At 70.6% G+C, this 17,495-nt stretch carries 19 protein-coding genes; 9 read left to right on the top strand and 10 right to left on the bottom strand.

The genetic code is table 11. The features are described 5' to 3' along the window. Positions 1-611: 611 nt before the first annotated feature. The 5 genes from CJZ86_RS12455 to CJZ86_RS12435 are packed head-to-tail and all read left to right on the top strand — an operon-like array spanning position 612 to position 6,722. Positions 612-1,565 (top strand): helix-turn-helix domain-containing protein, encoded by a 954-nt coding sequence (locus CJZ86_RS12455; protein WP_094586261.1) that lies wholly within the window; start codon positions 612-614, stop codon positions 1,563-1,565. 14 nt (positions 1,566-1,579) lie between these two features. After that, positions 1,580-2,173, top strand: a complete 594-nt coding sequence (locus tag CJZ86_RS12450; RefSeq protein WP_094586260.1) for a DUF4334 domain-containing protein — start codon at positions 1,580-1,582, stop codon at positions 2,171-2,173. Between the two features lie 37 nt (positions 2,174-2,210). Next, positions 2,211-3,146 carry an oxidoreductase gene (locus CJZ86_RS12445; RefSeq protein ID WP_094586258.1) on the top strand — a complete coding sequence of 312 codons (936 nt, stop codon included), beginning with the start codon at positions 2,211-2,213 and terminating at the stop codon, positions 3,144-3,146. Between the two features lie 51 nt (positions 3,147-3,197). Next, on the top strand, positions 3,198-6,224 hold the full coding sequence (gene uvrA, locus CJZ86_RS12440) for an excinuclease ABC subunit UvrA (protein ID WP_233134002.1): 3,027 nt from the start codon (positions 3,198-3,200) through the stop codon (positions 6,222-6,224). Between the two features lie 3 nt (positions 6,225-6,227). Continuing rightward, positions 6,228-6,722 carry a tellurite resistance TerB family protein gene (locus CJZ86_RS12435; protein WP_094586256.1) on the top strand — a complete coding sequence of 165 codons (495 nt, stop codon included), beginning with the start codon at positions 6,228-6,230 and terminating at the stop codon, positions 6,720-6,722. 4 nt (positions 6,723-6,726) lie between these two features. Here CJZ86_RS12435 and CJZ86_RS12430 read toward each other — a convergent pair whose 3' ends face one another. Then, the gene (locus tag CJZ86_RS12430) at positions 6,727-7,656 is read right to left on the bottom strand and encodes an LCP family protein (RefSeq protein WP_233134001.1); all 930 of its coding nucleotides are present in this window, start codon (positions 7,654-7,656) and stop codon (positions 6,727-6,729) included. A 135-nt stretch (positions 7,657-7,791) separates the two neighbouring features. Further along, positions 7,792-8,997 (bottom strand): formate-dependent phosphoribosylglycinamide formyltransferase, encoded by a 1,206-nt coding sequence (purT, locus tag CJZ86_RS12425; protein WP_094586252.1) that lies wholly within the window; start codon positions 8,995-8,997, stop codon positions 7,792-7,794. A 66-nt stretch (positions 8,998-9,063) separates the two neighbouring features. Here purT and CJZ86_RS12420 point away from each other — a divergent pair, with 66 nt between their 5' ends. Beyond that, complete coding sequence (locus tag CJZ86_RS12420; RefSeq protein ID WP_094586251.1) at positions 9,064-9,270, top strand: 5'-phosphoribosylglycinamide transformylase; 207 nt, start codon at positions 9,064-9,066, stop codon at positions 9,268-9,270. A gap of 30 nt (positions 9,271-9,300) precedes the next feature. Here the strand turns inward: CJZ86_RS12420 and CJZ86_RS12415 are convergent, their stop codons facing one another. The 3 genes from CJZ86_RS12415 to CJZ86_RS12405 form a co-directional block, all read right to left on the bottom strand. Continuing rightward, positions 9,301-9,549: a hypothetical protein gene (locus CJZ86_RS12415; RefSeq protein WP_094586250.1), complete on the bottom strand. Its 249-nt coding sequence runs from the start codon at positions 9,547-9,549 to the stop codon at positions 9,301-9,303. Between the two features lie 61 nt (positions 9,550-9,610). Continuing rightward, positions 9,611-10,687: a phospho-N-acetylmuramoyl-pentapeptide-transferase gene (gene mraY, locus CJZ86_RS12410; protein ID WP_094586249.1), complete on the bottom strand. Its 1,077-nt coding sequence runs from the start codon at positions 10,685-10,687 to the stop codon at positions 9,611-9,613. Between the two features lie 34 nt (positions 10,688-10,721). Beyond that, positions 10,722-10,973 carry a DUF3134 family protein gene (locus CJZ86_RS12405; protein ID WP_015109952.1) on the bottom strand — a complete coding sequence of 84 codons (252 nt, stop codon included), beginning with the start codon at positions 10,971-10,973 and terminating at the stop codon, positions 10,722-10,724. A gap of 53 nt (positions 10,974-11,026) precedes the next feature. Between CJZ86_RS12405 and CJZ86_RS12400 the strand changes: the two genes are divergently transcribed. Together CJZ86_RS12400 and CJZ86_RS12395 are read left to right on the top strand one after the other, a co-directional pair. Beyond that, positions 11,027-11,239: a hypothetical protein gene (locus CJZ86_RS12400; protein WP_094586248.1), complete on the top strand. Its 213-nt coding sequence runs from the start codon at positions 11,027-11,029 to the stop codon at positions 11,237-11,239. An 87-nt stretch (positions 11,240-11,326) separates the two neighbouring features. Beyond that, positions 11,327-12,541 (top strand): argininosuccinate synthase, encoded by a 1,215-nt coding sequence (locus tag CJZ86_RS12395; RefSeq protein ID WP_094586247.1) that lies wholly within the window; start codon positions 11,327-11,329, stop codon positions 12,539-12,541. On the opposite strand, the gene CJZ86_RS12390 is transcribed toward CJZ86_RS12395, so the two are convergent. The 4 genes from CJZ86_RS12390 to CJZ86_RS12375 form a co-directional block, all read right to left on the bottom strand. After that, positions 12,504-13,247, bottom strand: coding sequence for a hypothetical protein (locus tag CJZ86_RS12390; protein ID WP_094586246.1), 744 nt, complete (start codon positions 13,245-13,247; stop codon positions 12,504-12,506). The genes CJZ86_RS12395 and CJZ86_RS12390 overlap by 38 nt on opposite strands. Before the next feature lie 57 nt (positions 13,248-13,304). Further along, positions 13,305-13,667: a 30S ribosomal protein S6 gene (gene rpsF, locus CJZ86_RS12385; RefSeq protein ID WP_094586245.1), complete on the bottom strand. Its 363-nt coding sequence runs from the start codon at positions 13,665-13,667 to the stop codon at positions 13,305-13,307. Between the two features lie 80 nt (positions 13,668-13,747). Then, complete coding sequence (locus CJZ86_RS12380) at positions 13,748-14,215, bottom strand: Tic20 family protein (RefSeq protein WP_094586244.1); 468 nt, start codon at positions 14,213-14,215, stop codon at positions 13,748-13,750. Positions 14,216-14,251: 36 nt separating this feature from the next. Next, positions 14,252-15,166 (bottom strand): shikimate dehydrogenase, encoded by a 915-nt coding sequence (locus CJZ86_RS12375; RefSeq protein WP_094586243.1) that lies wholly within the window; start codon positions 15,164-15,166, stop codon positions 14,252-14,254. Between the two features lie 176 nt (positions 15,167-15,342). Between CJZ86_RS12375 and dnaK the strand changes: the two genes are divergently transcribed. Beyond that, the gene (gene dnaK, locus CJZ86_RS12370; protein ID WP_094586242.1) at positions 15,343-17,247 is read left to right on the top strand and encodes a molecular chaperone DnaK; all 1,905 of its coding nucleotides are present in this window, start codon (positions 15,343-15,345) and stop codon (positions 17,245-17,247) included. 76 nt (positions 17,248-17,323) lie between these two features. On the opposite strand, the gene CJZ86_RS12365 is transcribed toward dnaK, so the two are convergent. After that, on the bottom strand, positions 17,324-17,495 hold a 172-nt coding region (locus tag CJZ86_RS12365), incomplete at its 5' end, for an FAD-dependent oxidoreductase (RefSeq protein WP_143594153.1).

Raw genomic sequence — 17,495 nt, 5'->3', positions numbered from 1 at the left:
CCGCCACCGCAGCCCACCGCCCCAGGAGATCCCGTTGCCATTGCTCCAGAAGGAGCCGCCCACATCCAAGGCACTGGCGACGCGGTTCTGGCCCAGAAGCGTCAGTGATCCGGGTTCAGCACCCAATCGACTTCAGAGCTCAAGGCCAGGTTGAGGCCATGGCCAGACCATCGCGCCTCGGCGGTGCGATCCATCGTCCCGAACTGAAGGGGGCGATTGGATCGGTATCGATGGACACGTTGCTGAACTGGTCAGTGGACTGTCCACTGGTTCCGTAGCCGAAGACGCCGCCCATCTTCCAGTCGTTGGAGAGCCGAGACTCCAACCCCTCGGACGCCTGGGTGTTGGAGGCATCCAGCAACAGGGCCCAGCGGCGGCTGACGCCCCCGGAGCGGAAGGATGCTCAGCAGGCCACGAACAATCCATGGGAAAAACCCCCTGCATCTTGTCGAGCAGGACATCCGTACCCACCGCGTGAAACTCAATCCAGAAGACAATGCATTTTCATGGGCACATGTGGATGCCGATGTGAGAGAAAGGCAAGTCTCTTGATTGGCGAGCGGGACGCCCTGTGCTGGTCGCTGTAGAACAGAGACACACGCACCAGCGCCTTGGCCGGTCTGCAACCGCGGCAGCTGCTGGACGCACCGGGCCTGCGCACGGTTCTGCACACCAGGGCGTTCGGCCAGTGGGACAGCCTGGTGGCCAGCACCCTCGGCCATCACCGCAGCCGGTTGTTGCCGGGCTCGCCGCCGTTCGAGGCCCAGATCCGCTGCGGCGCCGTGGAGGAGTTCCAGGTGCTGCTGCTCAGCGGTCGCGGCCGGCTGGAACTGCAGCGGGAGCAATGCGGCCACGGGGTGCTCTGGATACCGCTCCGGGGGCTGACCCAGGAGTGGATCAACGGTGTCGAGCGGGTGGCGGAACCGGGCATGGCCCTGCTGTTCCGCCCGGGCGATGCCATGCGGGGGCGCACCAGCGATGCCATCACCGGTCTCTCGATCCTGATTCCCCAGCCTTGTCTCCGGGGTGCGGCGCCGCCGTCTCCGCTGCTCGACCAGGGGCACGCCAGCCGGCAGCTGATCGCGGCCGGGCTGCAGCTGGCCCGGGCCGCCGCCTGGGAGCCGGGGGGCTCGCAACATGCCGCCGCGGCCCTGGAGGAGGCCCTGCACCAGTGGTGCCACCCCCCCGACAGCGACCAGGGCCCTGAACGCATCACCGCCCGGCGTCGGCGCCAGGCCGTGGCCGATGCCCGCGACTGGATCCAGGAGCACCTGACCCACCGTTTCCGCATCGAGGAGCTGAGCCGGGCCATGGACCTCTCCGTCCGCAACCTGCAGTACGGCTTCCAGGAGGAACTGGGGCGCTCGCCGATGGCGGAGGCCAAGCGGCTGCGCCTCTGCCGCCTGCGACAGCTCCTGCTGGAGGCCGACCAGGACCACCGCAGCATCGCCGAGTTGATGCAGGCTGCCGGACTCCTGGCCTGCGGCGGCACCGCTGCCGACTACCGCCGCCGCTGGGGGGAATCCCCGCGCGGCACCCGTCGGCGCCGGACAATGGAGACCTGACGCCGGAACCCGGCATGGGTTCGCCCCCCGCCACCAGCAGCACCAGCACCACCAGCAGCACGGAGGCGGCCTTCGCCCGCTTCGATGCCCTCCCTCCGGTGGAGGTCGCGTTCATGCTCGGAGCCTGGACGGGGGAGAGCGTCCCCACCGGCCACCCGCTCGACGGCGCCCTGGAGGCCTTCCACTGGCATGGCAAGCGCTTCGACAGCGCCGAGGAGGTCCATCCGCTGGTGTTCCACACGCTCGGCGGCGGCCTCACCTGCCTGGAGCCGAGGGCCATGGGGCCGGGGCTGCGCCTGAGCGGGCGTGTGCCGATCCCCACCGCGCCGCTGGCCGGCCGTCTGTTCCAGCTGCTGCTGCCACTGTTCAGCACACGCCGCTCCGGGGCCCGGCTGCGGATGACCCGCTACCGCGGCGTGGAGAGCGCCACGATGCAGTACGACCACCTGCCCATCAACGATGTCTTCCGCAAGGTGGACGACGACACCGTGCTGGGGGTGATGGACCTCAAGGGCATGGAGACCCCCTTCTTCTTCCTGCTGCGCCGCGAAGGACCGGGTCCGTCACATTCCGTTACGATTTCAGCGAAGGAGGACGGCTCCGGCTGACGGCTCTCCCCCAAACGCTTTTCGCTTCCCGATCGCCATGCGCTGGACCGCCGCCGACATCCCTGACCAGTCCGGCCGGATTGCCCTGGTCACCGGTGCCAACAGTGGCCTGGGTCTGGAAACGGCCCGGGCCCTGGCGGCCCGCGGCGCCACCGTGCTGCTGGCCTGCCGTTCCCTGGCCAAGGCGGAACAGGCCCGCGAGGAGCTGCTCACCGCCGCGTCCTCCACCGGCGCCATCGACGTGCTGCCCCTGGATCTGGCCGACCTGGCCAGCGTGGCCGCCGCCGCCGGGACCGTCGCGGAGCGCTACGGCCGCCTCGATCTGCTGATCAACAACGCCGGCGTCATGGCGCCGCCCCGGTGCCTCACCCGCCAGGGTTTCGAGCTCCAGTTCGGCACCAACCACCTGGGCCACTTCGCCCTCAGCCTCGCCCTGCTGCCCCTGCTGCGTAACCGGCCCGGTGCCCGGGTGGTCACCGTCACCTCCGGGGCCCAGTACTTCGGCCGCATCGCCTTCGACGACCTCCAGGGCGAGCACCGCTACGACCGCTGGCGGGCCTACGGCCAGAGCAAGCTGGCCAATGTGATGTTCGCCCTCGAGCTGCAGCGGCGCCTCGCCGACCAGGGCAGCCCCGTTCTCTCCCTGGCCGCCCACCCCGGCATCGCCCGCACCAATCTCCAGCCCGCCTCGATCGCCGCCACCGGCTCCCGCCTCGAGCCCCTCGCCTACCGGCTGATGGATCCCCTGTTCCAGAGCGCTGCCATGGGGGCCCTGCCCCAGCTGTTCGCCGCCACCGCGCCCGAGGCCAGGCCTGGTGGCCACTACGGCCCCGACCAGTTCGGCGGCATGCGGGGCTGGCCCACCGAGGTGCGCATCGCCCCGGCCGCCCTCGATGCCGACCAGTGCCGGCGCCTCTGGGAGGTGAGCCTGGAGCTCTGCGCCGCCGCCGCCCCCTTGCCGGCGCTGGCCTGAGCCTGTCCCAGGGCCATCCCCCGTAGACTCATCGGCTGCCGACCGCCCCCCATGCCCCGTGCCCGCGTCGGATCCTCCAGCAAGAGCGCGGCTCCCGGCAACGGCACCTCCGGCAAGCTGCCGGAGGATGCCGTCCCCTCTCCCGACCAGGCCCTGCGCACCCTCACCGGCGGCAGCCTCGAGGATGTGATCCGGGTCCGTGGGGCCCGCCAGCACAACCTGCGCAACGTCGATCTCACCATCCCGCGCAACCGCATGGTGGTGTTCACCGGGGTGAGCGGCAGCGGCAAGAGCTCCCTCGCCTTCGACACGATCTTCGCCGAGGGCCAGCGGCGCTACGTGGAGAGCCTCTCCGCCTACGCCCGCCAGTTCCTCGGCCAGGTGGACAAGCCGGACGTGGATGCGATCGAGGGGCTCTCGCCCGCCATCTCGATCGACCAGAAGTCCACCAGCCACAACCCCCGCTCCACCGTCGGCACGGTGACGGAGATCCAGGACTATCTGCGCCTGCTCTACGGCCGCGCCGGCGAACCCCACTGCCCCCAGTGCGACCGCTCGATCAAGCCCCAGTCCATCGACGAGATGGTGGACCAGATCCTCACCCTGCCCGAGGGCACCCGCTACCAGCTGCTGGCCCCCGTGGTGCGGGGCAAGAAGGGCACCCACGTGAAGCTGCTGGCCGGCCTGGTGGCGGAGGGCTTCGCCCGGGTGCGGATCAACGGCGAGGTGCGCGAGCTGGCCGACAACATCGAGCTCGACAAGAACCACGCCCACCACATCGAGGTGGTGGTCGACCGGCTGGTGGCCCGCGAGGGCATCAACGAGCGCCTCACCGATTCCCTGCGCACCGCCCTCAAGCGCGGCGAGGGACTGGCCCTGGTGGAGGTGGTGCCCAAGGCCGACGAACCCCTGCCCGAGGGCGTGGAGCGGGAGCGGCTCTACTCCGAGAACTTCGCCTGCCCCGTGCACGGCGCCGTGATGGAGGAGCTCTCGCCGCGCCTGTTCTCCTTCAACAGCCCCTACGGCGCCTGCCCCGACTGCCACGGCATCGGCCATCTGCGCAAGTTCACCGTGGAGCGGGTGGTGCCCGACCCCTCCCTGCCGGTGTACGCCGCCATCGCCCCCTGGAGCGACAAGGAGAACAGCTACTACTTCTCCCTGCTGTTCAGCGTCGGTGAGGCCTTCGGCTTCGAGCTCAAGACCCCCTGGGACCAGCTCACCGACGCCCAGCGCACGGTGCTGCTGCAGGGCAGCCAGGAGCCGATCGCCATCAAGGCCGACAGCCGCTACCGCAAGAGCGAGGGCTATGTGCGGCCCTTCGAGGGGATCCTGCCGATCCTGGAGCGCCAGCTGCGCGATGCCAGCGGCGAATCCATGCGCCAGAAGCTCGAGAAGTACCTGGAGCTGGTGCCCTGCGAGAGCTGCCACGGCCTGCGGCTGCGGCCCGAAGCCCTGGCGGTGCGGGTGGGCCCCTACGCCATCCACGAGCTCACCTCCGTGAGCGTGGCCGTCACCCTGGAGCGCATCGAAGCCCTGATGGGCGTTGGGGCCAGCGAAGGGGCCGAGCCCCTGCTCAGCAGCCGCCAGATCCAGATCGGCGACCTGGTGCTGCGGGAGATCCGCATGCGCCTGCGCTTCCTGCTCGATGTCGGCCTCGACTACCTGAGCCTGGACCGGCCCGCCATGACCCTCTCGGGCGGGGAGGCCCAGCGGATCCGCCTGGCCACCCAGATCGGCGCCGGCCTCACCGGCGTCCTGTACGTACTCGACGAGCCCAGCATCGGCCTGCACCAGCGCGACAACGACCGCCTGCTGGCCACCCTCACCAAGCTGCGCGACCTGGGCAACACCCTGATCGTGGTGGAGCACGACGAGGACACGATCCGCGCCGCCGATTACCTCGTCGACATCGGCCCCGGTGCCGGCGTCCACGGCGGCCACATCGTCGCCGAGGGCTCCCTCGACGACCTGCTCAACGCCGAGGCCTCTCTCACCGGCGCCTACCTGAGCGGTCGCCGCTCCATCCCCACCCCCGCCGAGCGCCGCGATGCCGGCAGCCGCCGGCTCACCCTGGCCAACTGCACCCGCAACAACCTCCAGGGCATCGACGTGGAGATCCCCCTCGGCCGGCTGGTGTGCGTCACCGGGGTGAGCGGCAGCGGCAAGAGCACCCTGGTGAATGAGCTGCTGCATCCGGCCCTGGAGAACCGCCTCGGCATGAAGGTGCCTTTCCCCTCCGGCCTTGAGGAGCTGCGGGGCATCAAGGCGATCGACAAGGTGATCGTCATCGACCAGTCGCCGATCGGCCGCACCCCCCGCTCCAACCCCGCCACCTACACCGGCGCCTTCGATCCGATCCGCCAGGTGTTCGCCGCCACGGTGGAGGCCAAGGCCCGCGGCTACCAGGTGGGTCAGTTCAGCTTCAACGTCAAGGGCGGCCGCTGCGAGGCCTGCAGCGGCCAGGGGGTGAACGTGATCGAGATGAACTTCCTCCCCGATGTCTATGTCCAGTGCGACGTCTGCAAGGGGGCCCGCTACAACCGCGAAACCCTGCAGGTGACGTTCCGGGGCCACACCATCGCCGATGTGCTGGAGATGACGGTGGAGCAGGCCGCCGAGGTGTTCGCCGCCATCCCCCAGGCCGGCGAGCGTCTCAGCACCCTGGTGGACGTCGGCCTCGGCTACATCAAGCTGGGCCAGCCCGCCCCCACCCTCTCCGGCGGTGAGGCCCAGCGGGTGAAGCTGGCCACCGAGCTCTCCCGCCGCGCCACCGGCAAGACCCTCTACCTGATCGACGAGCCCACCACGGGCCTCAGCTTCTACGACGTCCACAAGCTGATGGACGTGATGCAGCGTCTGGTGGACAAGGGCAATTCGATCCTGGTGATCGAGCACAACCTCGATGTGATCCGCTGTGCCGACTGGCTGGTCGACCTCGGACCGGAAGGCGGTGACAAGGGGGGCCAGATCGTGGCCGTCGGCACCCCCGAGACCGTGGCCCAGAACGCCGCCAGCCACACCGGCCGCTACCTGCGGCACGTGCTGGAGCAGCATCCCCCCATCCCCCTCGCGGCCTGACCCATGGCTGAACTCACCCCCACCCAGGCGGCCCTGCTGCGCATCGTCTGCACCGTCGCCTGGGCCGACGGCGAATGCTCCACCGCCGAGCGGGAGCTGTTGGCCGAGCAGGTGGCCACCCAGTTGCAGGGCGACAGCCCCAATGGCCTCGGCGACGCGCAGCTGGAGGCCTTTCTGGCCGAGCGGCTGCCGGTGGCGGGCCTGGACGATCTGGTGACCCAGCTGCCCGGCTCCGACGACCGCCAGCTGGCCCTGAAGCTCGGCTACATGATGGTGCGGGTGGGCCGGCGCTCACCGGCGGAGTCCAGCATCAACGCCCAGGAGCGGGTGGCCTATCGCCATCTCGTGGAGCTGCTGGGCCTCGCCGATGCCCGCATCCAGGAGATCGAGTGGGCGGCGGAGGCCGACCTGCCGAAGAAGGAGGGGCTGGCCCAGCTGCTGGCCGAGCTCACCGCCGGCTGGCGCACCCCGGACGACGGCCGGGGCCCGGCCGCCTGAGGCCTCAGGGCAGCGGCTCTTCGCCGCTGCCGCTGGGGTAGGCCTGGTTGCTGTCCGGCATCCAGTAGCTGAGGTCGTTGTGCCAGTAGAGCCGGCCGGGCACCCGCTGGGTGCTCAGCTTCGTCTTGCCGAGGGCGGACATCAGCTGGGTCATCTCGATCGGCGACAGGTCGGTGACCATGTCATTGCCGGCGATCTCCAGCAGGGCCGGCAGCTTGGCGATCGTGGCCGGCTGGGCCAGCTTGCTGAACACCTCGGCCATCACCTGGCGCTGGCGTTCCATCCGGCCCAGGTCGCCCCGCTCGTCGTGACGGAAGCGCAGGAAACCCTCCAGGTCCTTGCCCTTCAGCAGCTGTTTACCGGGGTAGAGGTCGATGTAGAGGCCCTGGGCGTTGTCGACGTAGTACATGCGCTTGGGCACATCCACCTCGACGCCCCCGAGGGCTTCGGCCACCTTGTTGACCGCGTCGAGGTTCACCTTCAGGTAGCGCTCCACCGGGGTGGCGAGCAGGGTGCCCACTTCCGCCTTGGCGGTCTGGATGCCGCCGAGGGCGAACAGGGAGTTGGCCTTCACCACCCCCAGCTGGGGCGATTCGATGAAGGTGTCCCGCGGCACCTGGGTGATGTGGGTGATGTCGCCATCGAGCCGCACCGTGAACATCACGTCGGTGTTCTCGCCCACGGCATCGCGGCCGAGCACGAGGATCGGGCGGTTCTCGATCGTGAGGGGATTCAGCACCGCGCCGATGCCCCGCGAGCTGGGGATCAGACCCGCCAGGAACGGGGCGATCCGTGCCGGCAGGGGGCCCGCCATCAAGGCTCCGACGGCGACGCCGACGCCGAAGGTGAGCAGGGGCCGGCGGCGGGACCGGTGCGGCGCCGGGGGCCGCTGCTTCGGATCGGGCCTGGTGCTGGTCTTCTCAGGCAGCGCCACCGCCCCGAGTTCCCTCTTCTGCCGGGTCTTCCGGGAGCGAGGGAGCCTCGAGGGGGAATGGGCCTGAGTCATTGTGCTACCCGCAGGGGCGCACCATAGGGCTCAAAGCGGCGAAAAACCAGTGGTGGTGGCGGTTTATCGGCTGGTCTGCACCTGCACGCGGGCCGCGGCCGCATCGGCGCGCCCGCGGGCGTCCGCCTCATCGTCGCCGCGGGCCAGGGCCACCCCCAGGCGCCGCCAGGGCCGGACCTCGGGTTTGCCGAAGATCAGCACCTGGGTGTCCGGCACCGCCAGGGCCTCTTCCAGCCCCACATAGCTGGGGCTTCCGGCTCCCGGAGGCACGTCCGCTCCGGCCAGGATCACCCGGGAGGCCGCCGCTCCGAGGCTGCGGATCTCTGGGATCGGCAGCCCCAGCACCGCCCGCAGGTGCAGCTCGAATTCGCTCAGGTTCTGGCCCACCAGCGTCACCAGGCCGGTGTCGTGGGGCCGGGGTGAGAGCTCGGAGAACACCACCTCCTCGCGGCCGGGCTCACCGCAGAGGAAGAACTCCACCCCGAACAGGCCGGCGCCGCCCAGGTCGTCGGTGACGGCCTGGGCCATCGCCTGGGCCGCCGCCAGCTGCTCCTCCCCCAGCCGGGCCGGTTGCCAGCTGCACTGGTAGTCGCCCCGTTCCTGGATGTGGCCGATCGGCGGGCAGAACAGGGTGGGCCCCTGCCACTGGCGCACCGTCAGCAGGGTGATCTCCAGGCTGAAGCGCAGGAACTCCTCGACGATCACCCGCGCCCCCTCCCCCCGGGCACCGGCCATCGCCGCCTCCCAGGCGGCTTCGATCGCCTCGGGCCCGTGCACCACGCTCTGCCCCTTGCCCGAGGAACTCATCACCGGCTTCACCACCACGGGCCAGGCCAGGGGCGCCGCCGCCGCCGCCAGTTCGGCGGCGCTTTCGGCATAGGCGAAGCGGGCGGTGCGCAGCCCCAGCCCGGCGGCAGCCAGGTCACGGATGCGGTCGCGGTTCATGGTCACCGCCGTGGCCCGGGCGGTGGGGATCACGGTGAGACCTTCCGCCTCCAGCTCGGCCAGGGCATCCACCGCCAGGGCCTCGATCTCCGGAATCACCACATCGGGCCGGTGGCGCCGCACCACCGCCTTGAGGGCGTCGGGGTCGGCCATGGCCACCACCTCGCTCACCTGCGCCACCGCCATGGCGGGGGCACCGGCGTAGCGGTCGACGGCGATGACGCGGCAGCCGAGCCGCTGGGCGGCGATGGCCACCTCCTTGCCCAGCTCGCCGCTGCCCAGCAGCATCACCGTCCGCGGGAAGGGGGAAGGGCCTGGTGCCATGGCTGGGGTGGGGTGCGGATCAGGCGATCCTGACGCGGCGCGCGCCCCTTCCCCTAACGTGCCGCGATGCCTGCGGCTCTCCCCGTGATCTCCCAGGGCTTCGGCCCCCTGGCCTCCCGAATCCTCGCCTTCAGCACCGCCGGTGACGCGGCCAACGGGCTGCTGCCCTTCGGATGGAGCGTCTCGGACTTCCAGACCTGGACGCTGGTCTACCTGGGCGTGTCGTCCCTGGCCTTCGTGGTGGTGTGGCTGGTGGGCTACCTGCGCCGCTGAGCGGCCGGGCCCCCCACGCATCTGGCCCCCTCAGGCGCCGGGCTCCTCCAGCAGGGTGAGCTGGCTCTCGGCCGATTCCTCGCTCACGAAGCCGTAGGCCCCGAACACCGCCGGATCGGGGTGGGTGATGCGCTGCCCCTCCGGGTGGCGCTCCACCTTGAAGCCCTCATCGGCCATGCGGCGCATCAGGGCCGCCGCCTCCTCGAACCGTGACGCCATCGCCTCCAGGCTGGCGCAGTCGGCGGTGAGGCCCGTTTCCTTCCAGGTGAAAAACGCCATGGCCGGGGGTGCGACGGATCGGTAGGCAGGGTCGCCGCGATCGACGACAGGGGGCGGCTGCTCAGGGCAGCAGCACCAGTCCCACCAGCACCAGTATCAGGCTGGCGCCCCAGAGACCGAGCACCACGCTCTGCTCCGGCAGTCCACCGAGTTCGAAGTGGTGGTGCAGCGGCGCCATGCGGAACAGGCGCCGCCCCTGGCCGTCGGGGCCCTTGGTGGCCTTGAACACCCCCACCTGCAGGATCACCGAGAGGGATTCGGCCAGGAACACCCCGCCCATCAGCAGCAGGGGCCAGAGGCTGTCGGTCAGCAGGGCCACCGAGGAGAGGGCGGCCCCCATGGCCAGGGAGCCCGTGTCCCCCATGAACACCCGGGCCGGATGGCGGTTCTGGCTGAGGAAGCCGAGCCAGCAGCCCGCCATGGCGGTGCAGAAGGCGGCCAGCACCGGATCGCCCCCGTGCCCCCGCAGCATCAACTGCAGCCCCATGCCCGTGAACACGATGGCGCCGCAGCCGGCGGCCAGGCCGTCGAGCCCGTCGGTGAGGTTGGTGGCGTTGCTCTCGGCCAGGAACACAAACAGGGCCAGCGGCCAGATCAGCAGCCCGAGGGTCAGCACCCGGCCGAAGGGCAGCCCCAGATCCCCTGGCACCCCGCCCCCCAGCCAGCCGCCCTGGTGGGCCCAGACCAGGAAGCCGACGGCGGCCAGGGCCTGGAGCAGCAGCTTGCCCCGGGGGCTCAGGCCCGTGTTGGTGCGCCGGGTGAGGCTGCGCCAGTCGTCGACGGCGCCGATCGCCATGTAGGCCAGGGTGACCGCTGCCACCGCCAGCGGGCGGGGATCCTCCGGGCTGATCAGCCCCCCCACCAGCACCCCCACGGGCACCACCAGCAGGCCGCCCATGGTGGGGGTGCCCGCCTTGCTGTGGTGGGCCTGGGGCCCTTCGTCCCGGATCACCTGGCCGAGCTTCAGGGCCCGCAGGCGCGGCACCCCCAGGGCCGCCACCCCGGCGCTGACCAGGGCCGCCACCACCAGCGGCAGGGTCAGCATGGAATTGGCCACCAGGGCATCACTGGCCAGGCAGGCGGCCAGCAGGATCAGGGCGAGCAGGGCCGCAGGGAAGCGGCCGTCGCGGGAGGCCATCGGAAATGCTGCAGGGTGGAGCCGGAGCGGACCGTCAGTCCTCCCAGTCTTCCTCCGAGGGCTCGTCGGCCGGGTTGTAATCCTCCTTCTCGCCCATCAGCGCCGACAGCTCCTCCTCCTCCACCGTGCTCACATCGGTGCTGGCGGTCTCCTCGTCGGCGACCAGGCGGCCGCTGGCCTCCAGCAGGCTCAGCAGATCGGGCTCATCCCGCAGCGGCAGCACCGGCGCCGGCTCGTTGCGCCGGTAGCGGGTCAGGGAGGGGTTGATGGTGTCGAGAATGCTCATGCCGTCAGGCTGGGTCGTCAAGGACCGACTCACCACTCTATCGCGCCGCCCCCATGACCCCAGCCAAGTTCCTGGAGGTGGGCCGTCTCTGGTCGGCGGCCCTCCTGCTCAGCACCCTGCTGGCCGCCGCCGGCCTGCGCTGGCCCCAGCCCCTGCCGGTCCAGCCGGCGGTGGTGGCCGCCCTGGTGCTGGGGCCGCCGCTGCTGCTGGCCCTGGTGGTGCTGCTGCGCTGGCGGCTGCCGCCGGCGGACCAGGGGGGAGAATGACCCCCAGGCGCCAGAATCGGTCGCCACAGCGCAGGAGCGGCACGGATGGCGACGTTGGGGCAGCAGGGGGCGGGCGCTGAATCGCCCATGGGCACACCGCGTGCCGAGCGGGTGGTGCTCGCCTATTCCGGTGGTGTCGACACCAGCGTCTGCATCCCGTACCTGATGCGCGAGTGGGGGGTGAAGGAGGTGATCACCTTCGCCGCCGACCTCGGCCAGGGGGACGAGCTGGAGCCGATCCGTCTCAAGGCCCTGGCGGCCGGCGCCAGCCAGTCGCGGGTGGACGACCTGATCGATCCCTTCATCCGCGAGTTCGCCTTCCCGGCGATCCGCGCCAATGCCCTCTACGAGGGGCGCTACCCCCTCTCCACGGCCCTGGCCCGCCCCCTGATCGCCCGCCGCCTCGTCGAGGTGGCCCGCGAGGTGGGGGCCGACGCGGTGGCCCACGGCTGCACCGGCAAGGGCAACGACCAGGTGCGCTTCGACGTCGCCATCGGCGCCCTGGCCCCCGACCTCAAGGTGCTGGCCCCGGCCCGGGAGTGGGGCATGAGCCGGGAGGAGACGATCGCCTACGGCGAGCGCTGCGACATCCCGGCGCCGGTGAGCAAGAAGTCCCCCTATTCCATCGATCTCAACCTCCTGGGCCGCAGCATCGAGGCCGGCCCCCTGGAGGATCCGATGGTGGAGCCGCCGGAGGAGGTCTACGCCATGACCCGGTCGGTGGCGGACGCCCCGGCCGAAGGCCAGGTGGTGGAGATCGCCTTCGAGCAGGGCAATCCGGTGGCCATCGACGGCGAGCGCCTCGATCCGGTGGCCCTGATCCGCCGGGCCAATGCCCTGGCGGGGGCCCATGGCTTCGGCCGTCTCGACATGATCGAGAACCGGGTGGTGGGCATCAAGAGCCGGGAGATCTACGAGACCCCGGGCCTGCTGCTGCTGATCCGCGCCCACCAGGAGCTGGAGAGCCTCACCCTGGCTGCCGACGTGCTGCGCTACAAGCGCCAGATCGAGATGAGCTGGGCGGATCTGGTGTACCAGGGCCTCTGGTTCGGTCCCCTCAAGGACGCCCTTGACGGCTTTCTCGACCGCACCCAGGCCACGGTCAACGGCCTGGTGCGGATCCGGCTTCAGAAGGGCAGCGCCACCGTGGTGGGGCGCTCCAGCGCCAGCGACAGCCTCTATGTGCCAGACATGGCCACCTACGGCGCGGAGGATCTCTTCGACCACCGGGCCGCCGAGGGCTTCATCTACGTGTGGGGGATGCCTACGCGGTTATGGGCCGCCCGTCGTCGTGGCGACTGATTTTCTGGGGCGCCCCTTCGCCGCCCAGCCGCAGGGCCCGCTTCAGGGCCTGGCCCCAGCCCTGCTTCCTGGCCACCGTGGGCAGCAGCAGGGGCTGGGGGCGGCCTGAGCCCGGGGGCGGCCCATCGGCCGCGGCGGGGTTGAGGCTGTAGAGCCGGTCCCGCAGGGCCTGGTTGTCGGCGAGCAGGTGCTTCTGGTGCTCCATCACCGTGGCCAGGCGCTGCTGGAACTTGCGCTCGAAGATCTCAGGAAGGTCTTCCAGCATCTCGTGCAGGGCCTTCAGCTCATCCCGGGCGGCGGCCAGCTCCATCTCAAGCTGCTGGGCGTCGGGACCGGTGGTGGTGATCGCCAGGCTGGTGGGCTTGGCCGTGGCCACCGCCGGTGCTGCCGCCGGCATCGCTGATGTCGGCGGGACGGGCTCCACGGCAGGCCCCAGGTCGTCAGTGACGGGCTCGACGGCCATGGGGGCCGGATCCGCAACGGCCGGAACTTCTCCGAAACTGAAGCTGGCCGGCGGTGGCACCGGAACGGAGGCCACCGGCTGGCCGGGCGTCAGGACACTCGCCGCCGGCGGCGCCGGGCTGGCCGGCCAGCTGGTGGGCGGAAAGGCCGGCTGGGCCGGCAGGCCACGGGACGCTGGTCTGCCTTCCGGGCCGACCTCCTCGCCGGCTTCCTCGCCGGCTTTGGACTTGTCCGTCGCAGTCATCGCCTAGCACCCATTGGGGGGAATGTAGGCCCAGTGATCAGCGGAGAACAAGCCGGATCAGGCCGTCGCCGCTTCGGTGGGGGCCACTTCGACCGCTGCGCCGGGGACGCTGCGGGGCGGGGGCATGGGGCCGTCCTGGATCACGGTCAGGTAGCGGATCACGTCCTCGGAGAGACGCATGGCCCGCTCGAGCAGGGCCACCTGCTGGCCGTTGCCGCTGTGGTTGAGCTGCACGTAGATGCCTTCCCGATGCTTGGCGATCGGGTAGGCCAGGCGGCGCTTGCCGCGCATCTGGGTGTCGAGCACTTCGGCGCCGGCCTCGACGACGATGTCGCGGTACTTGGCGACGTGGGTCTCGACTTCCTCCTCCGGGATGTCCGGCCGGAGGATGTACATCGTTTCGTAGTAGGGCTGCGTCATGGTCGCCTGTGGAGGGGCTGAAGGGCACCGGGGCCCGTCAGCGACGGATCCAAGACCTTATCGCAGCGCCGTGGCCCCCTTCAGAAGAGCTGCATCCGCACCGCCTCGGAGACGGTGGGGATGTCGGCCTCCTTGCCCCGCAGGCTCTGGATCACCGAGAACAGCACCAGCAGCACCGTGCCCAGGAAGATCGTGTTGGAGAGGGTGCGGATGGCGAAGCCGGCGCCCAGGGGCGCCAGCACCGTGTCGAAGGCCAGGCTGAGCAGCACCAGCACGATGTCGATCAGGATCGCCTGCAGCACGTTGAAGCGGATCGGGTAGGGCACCTTGGGGTTGCGCACCACCAGCAGGAACAGCAGCAGGAACAGCACCAGGCCGCCGAAGGGGATGGCCTGCTCCAGGACCACCAGGGGCAGGGCCGGCAGCGCCAGCCACCCCAGCAGCGGGAACATGTCGAACAGGGCCTGGCCGAAGCGCAGGGCGTCGCTCAGGGGCAGCAGGTAGGCCAGGGCTCCCAGCAGCCGCTGCCAGATCGGAGGACCTTCCATGGGGGCGCTGGCTCGGGTGTGGACGGTCCCCGCAGGCTAGGGGGCCCCCAGCCTGGCCAGGGCGGCGTCCCGCATGGCGATCACCGGCACGTCCGGCCGGCCGCTCCAGAGCCGCAGGGAGGCGGCCCCCTGCTGCACGAGCATCTCCAGGCCGTCGATGGTGCGGCAGCCCCGTTCAGCGGCCAGGCGCAGCAGGGTGGTGGGCCGGGGGATGTAGATGAGGTCGTAGACCGTGGCGGCCGGCCGCAGCAGGGCCACCTGGGCGGGATCCAGGGGCGAGCGCGCCGCCGCCGCCGGATCCCCGCCGGAGGCCATGCCCAGGGGCGTGGTGTTCACCACCAGATCGGCGCCCGCCAGCGCTTCGGCCAGGGGGTCCGGCTGACCGTCCGCCCCGGGTTCCCAGGCCAGGGGCTCCAGGCCGGGGGCCCAGTCGGCGCAGGAGGCGAGGAAGCGGCCCAGGCGGGTGCTGTCGCGGCCCGCCACCCGGATGCGGCCCAGGCCGAGCTCCACCAGGCCCGCCACCACCGCCCGGGCACTGCCGCCGCAGCCCAGCACCAGGGCCTCGCGGGCGGCCAGGCCCCGCAGCGGCGCCAGGAACCCCTCCACATCGGTGTTGGCGCCCAGCCAGCCGCCGCCGTCCCGTCGCACCAGGGTGTTCACCGCCCCCAGCCGCTGTGCCAGCGGTGTCAGCTCCCGCGCCAGGGCGGCCGCGGCCTGCTTGTGGGGCAGGGTGACGTTGAGGCCGCGGCAGTCGATCGCCTCCAGCCCCTGCAGCACCACGGCCAGGTCCGCGGCCGCCACCGGCAGGGCCAGGTAGGCCCAGTCGAGGCCCAGCTCGGCGATGGCGGCGTTGTGCATCGCCGGTGAAAGGGAGTGGCGCACCGGATCCCCCAGCACCCCCGCCAGGGCGGTGCCACCACCGATCACCGGTGCTGCCTGTGGGGTTGGCATGGGCTCGCATGGGCAGCTGCCGCCCGACCGTAGGTCCGCCGGATCCCAGGCTCCGACAGGCCCAGACCCCCTTCCCGGTACGGCACCGGTTCGGGAACCACCCCTCGCCTGGGTGAACCCTGGATGCGGAAGATGGCTCCAGTCAGAACTTCATCCACACCAGGAGGTGGTCATCCATGGGCAAGGTCGTCGGTATTGACCTCGGCACCACGAACAGCTGCGTCGCCGTGATGGAGGGCGGCAAGCCCACGGTGATCGCCAACGCCGAGGGCTTCCGCACGACGCCGTCGGTGGTGGCCTACACGAAGAACCAGGACAAGCTGGTCGGACAGATCGCCAAGCGCCAGGCGGTCATGAACCCGGAGAACACCTTCTATTCCGTCAAGCGCTTCATCGGCCGCCGGGTCGATGAGGTCAACGAGGAGTCCAAGGAAGTCAGCTACGGCGTCGAGAAGGCCGGCTCCAACGTCAAGATCAAGTGCCCGGTGCTCAGCAAGCAGTTCGCCCCCGAGGAGATCTCGGCCGAAGTGCTGCGCAAGCTGGCCGAGGACGCCGGCAAGTACCTGGGTGAAACCGTCACCCAGGCGGTGATCACCGTCCCCGCCTACTTCAACGACTCCCAGCGCCAGGCCACCAAGGACGCCGGCAAGATCGCCGGCCTCGAAGTGCTGCGGATCATCAACGAGCCCACCGCCGCGGCCCTGGCCTACGGCCTGGATCGCAAGAGCAACGAGCGCATCCTCGTCTTCGACCTCGGCGGCGGCACCTTCGACGTCTCCGTGCTGGAAGTGGGCGATGGCGTCTTTGAGGTGCTCTCCACCAGCGGTGACACCCACCTCGGCGGCGACGACTTCGACAAGGTGATCGTCGATCACCTGGCCGACAACTTCAAGGCCAACGAAGGCATCGACCTGCGCCAGGACAAGCAGGCCCTGCAGCGCCTCACCGAGGCGGCCGAGAAGGCCAAGATCGAACTCTCCAGCGCCACCCAGGCCGAGATCAATCTGCCCTTCATCACCGCCACCCCCGAAGGGCCCAAGCACCTCGACCTCACCCTCACCCGGGCCAAGTTCGAGGAGCTCGCCTCCAAGCTGATCGACCGCTGCCGGGTGCCGGTGGAGCAGGCCCTCAAGGACGCCAAGCTCTCCACCAGCGAGCTCGACGAGATCGTCATGGTGGGTGGTTCCACCCGCATCCCCGCGGTGCTGGAGCTGGTCAAGCGGATCACCAACAAGACCCCCAACCAGACCGTCAACCCCGATGAGGTGGTGGCCGTGGGTGCCGCCATCCAGGGCGGTGTGCTGGCCGGCGAGGTCAAGGACATCCTGCTGCTCGATGTCACCCCCCTCTCCCTGGGTGTGGAGACCCTCGGCGGCGTGATGACCAAGATGATCACCCGCAACACCACCATCCCCACCAAGAAGTCGGAGGTGTACTCCACCGCCGTCGACGGCCAGACGAACGTGGAGATCCACGTGCTGCAGGGCGAGCGTGAGATGGCCTCCGACAACAAGTCGCTGGGCACCTTCCGCCTCGACGGCATCCCCCCCGCCCCCCGTGGCGTGCCCCAGATCGAGGTCACCTTCGACATCGACGCCAACGGCATCCTCAGCGTCACCGCCAAGGACAAGGGCAGCGGCAAGGAGCAGAGCATCTCGATCACCGGCGCCTCCACCCTCAGCGACAACGAAGTCGACAAGATGGTGAAGGACGCCGAGGCCAACGCAAGCGCCGACAAGGAGAAGCGCGAGAAGATCGACCTGAGGAACCAGGCCGAGACCCTCATCTACCAGTCCGAGAAGCAGCTGGGCGAGCTCGGCGACAAGGTGGGCGCCGAGGACAAGGCCAAGGTGGAGGGCTTCGCCAAGGACCTCAAGGAGGCCCTTGAGAAGGACGACTCCCCGGCCATCAAGGCCAGCCTCGAGGAGCTGCAGAAGGCTCTCTATGCCGCCGGTGCCTCCGTGTACCAGCAGGCCGGGGCCGAAGGTGCCGCCGCCGGGGCCGCCCCCGGTGGCAATGGCAACGGCACCGCCTCCGCCGCCGATGACGTCATCGACGCCGAGTTCACCGAGAGCAAGTGATCCCCGGGCCGCCCGGCCCGGATCGCTCGGCACCAAGCCCCCCTCGGGGGGCTTTTTTCATGGCCTGCCGCGGTGTTCAGGTGCCGGTGGGGCGGCTCTCGATCTGCCCGGCCACCCAGGCGGCGCTGGCCGGCGCCAGCAGGATGCCGTTGCGGTAGTGGCCGCCCGCCAGCAGCAGCCCCGGGGCCGGCTGCTCCAGCAGGGGGGCCGGCCGGCCGACGGGGCGGGGCCGCAGGCCCTGCCAGCGG

The organism is Synechococcus sp. BO 8801 (assembly GCF_002252675.1).
Classification (GTDB): domain Bacteria; phylum Cyanobacteriota; class Cyanobacteriia; order PCC-6307; family Cyanobiaceae; genus Cyanobium.
This window is presented reverse-complemented; position numbering and strand designations above follow the sequence as displayed.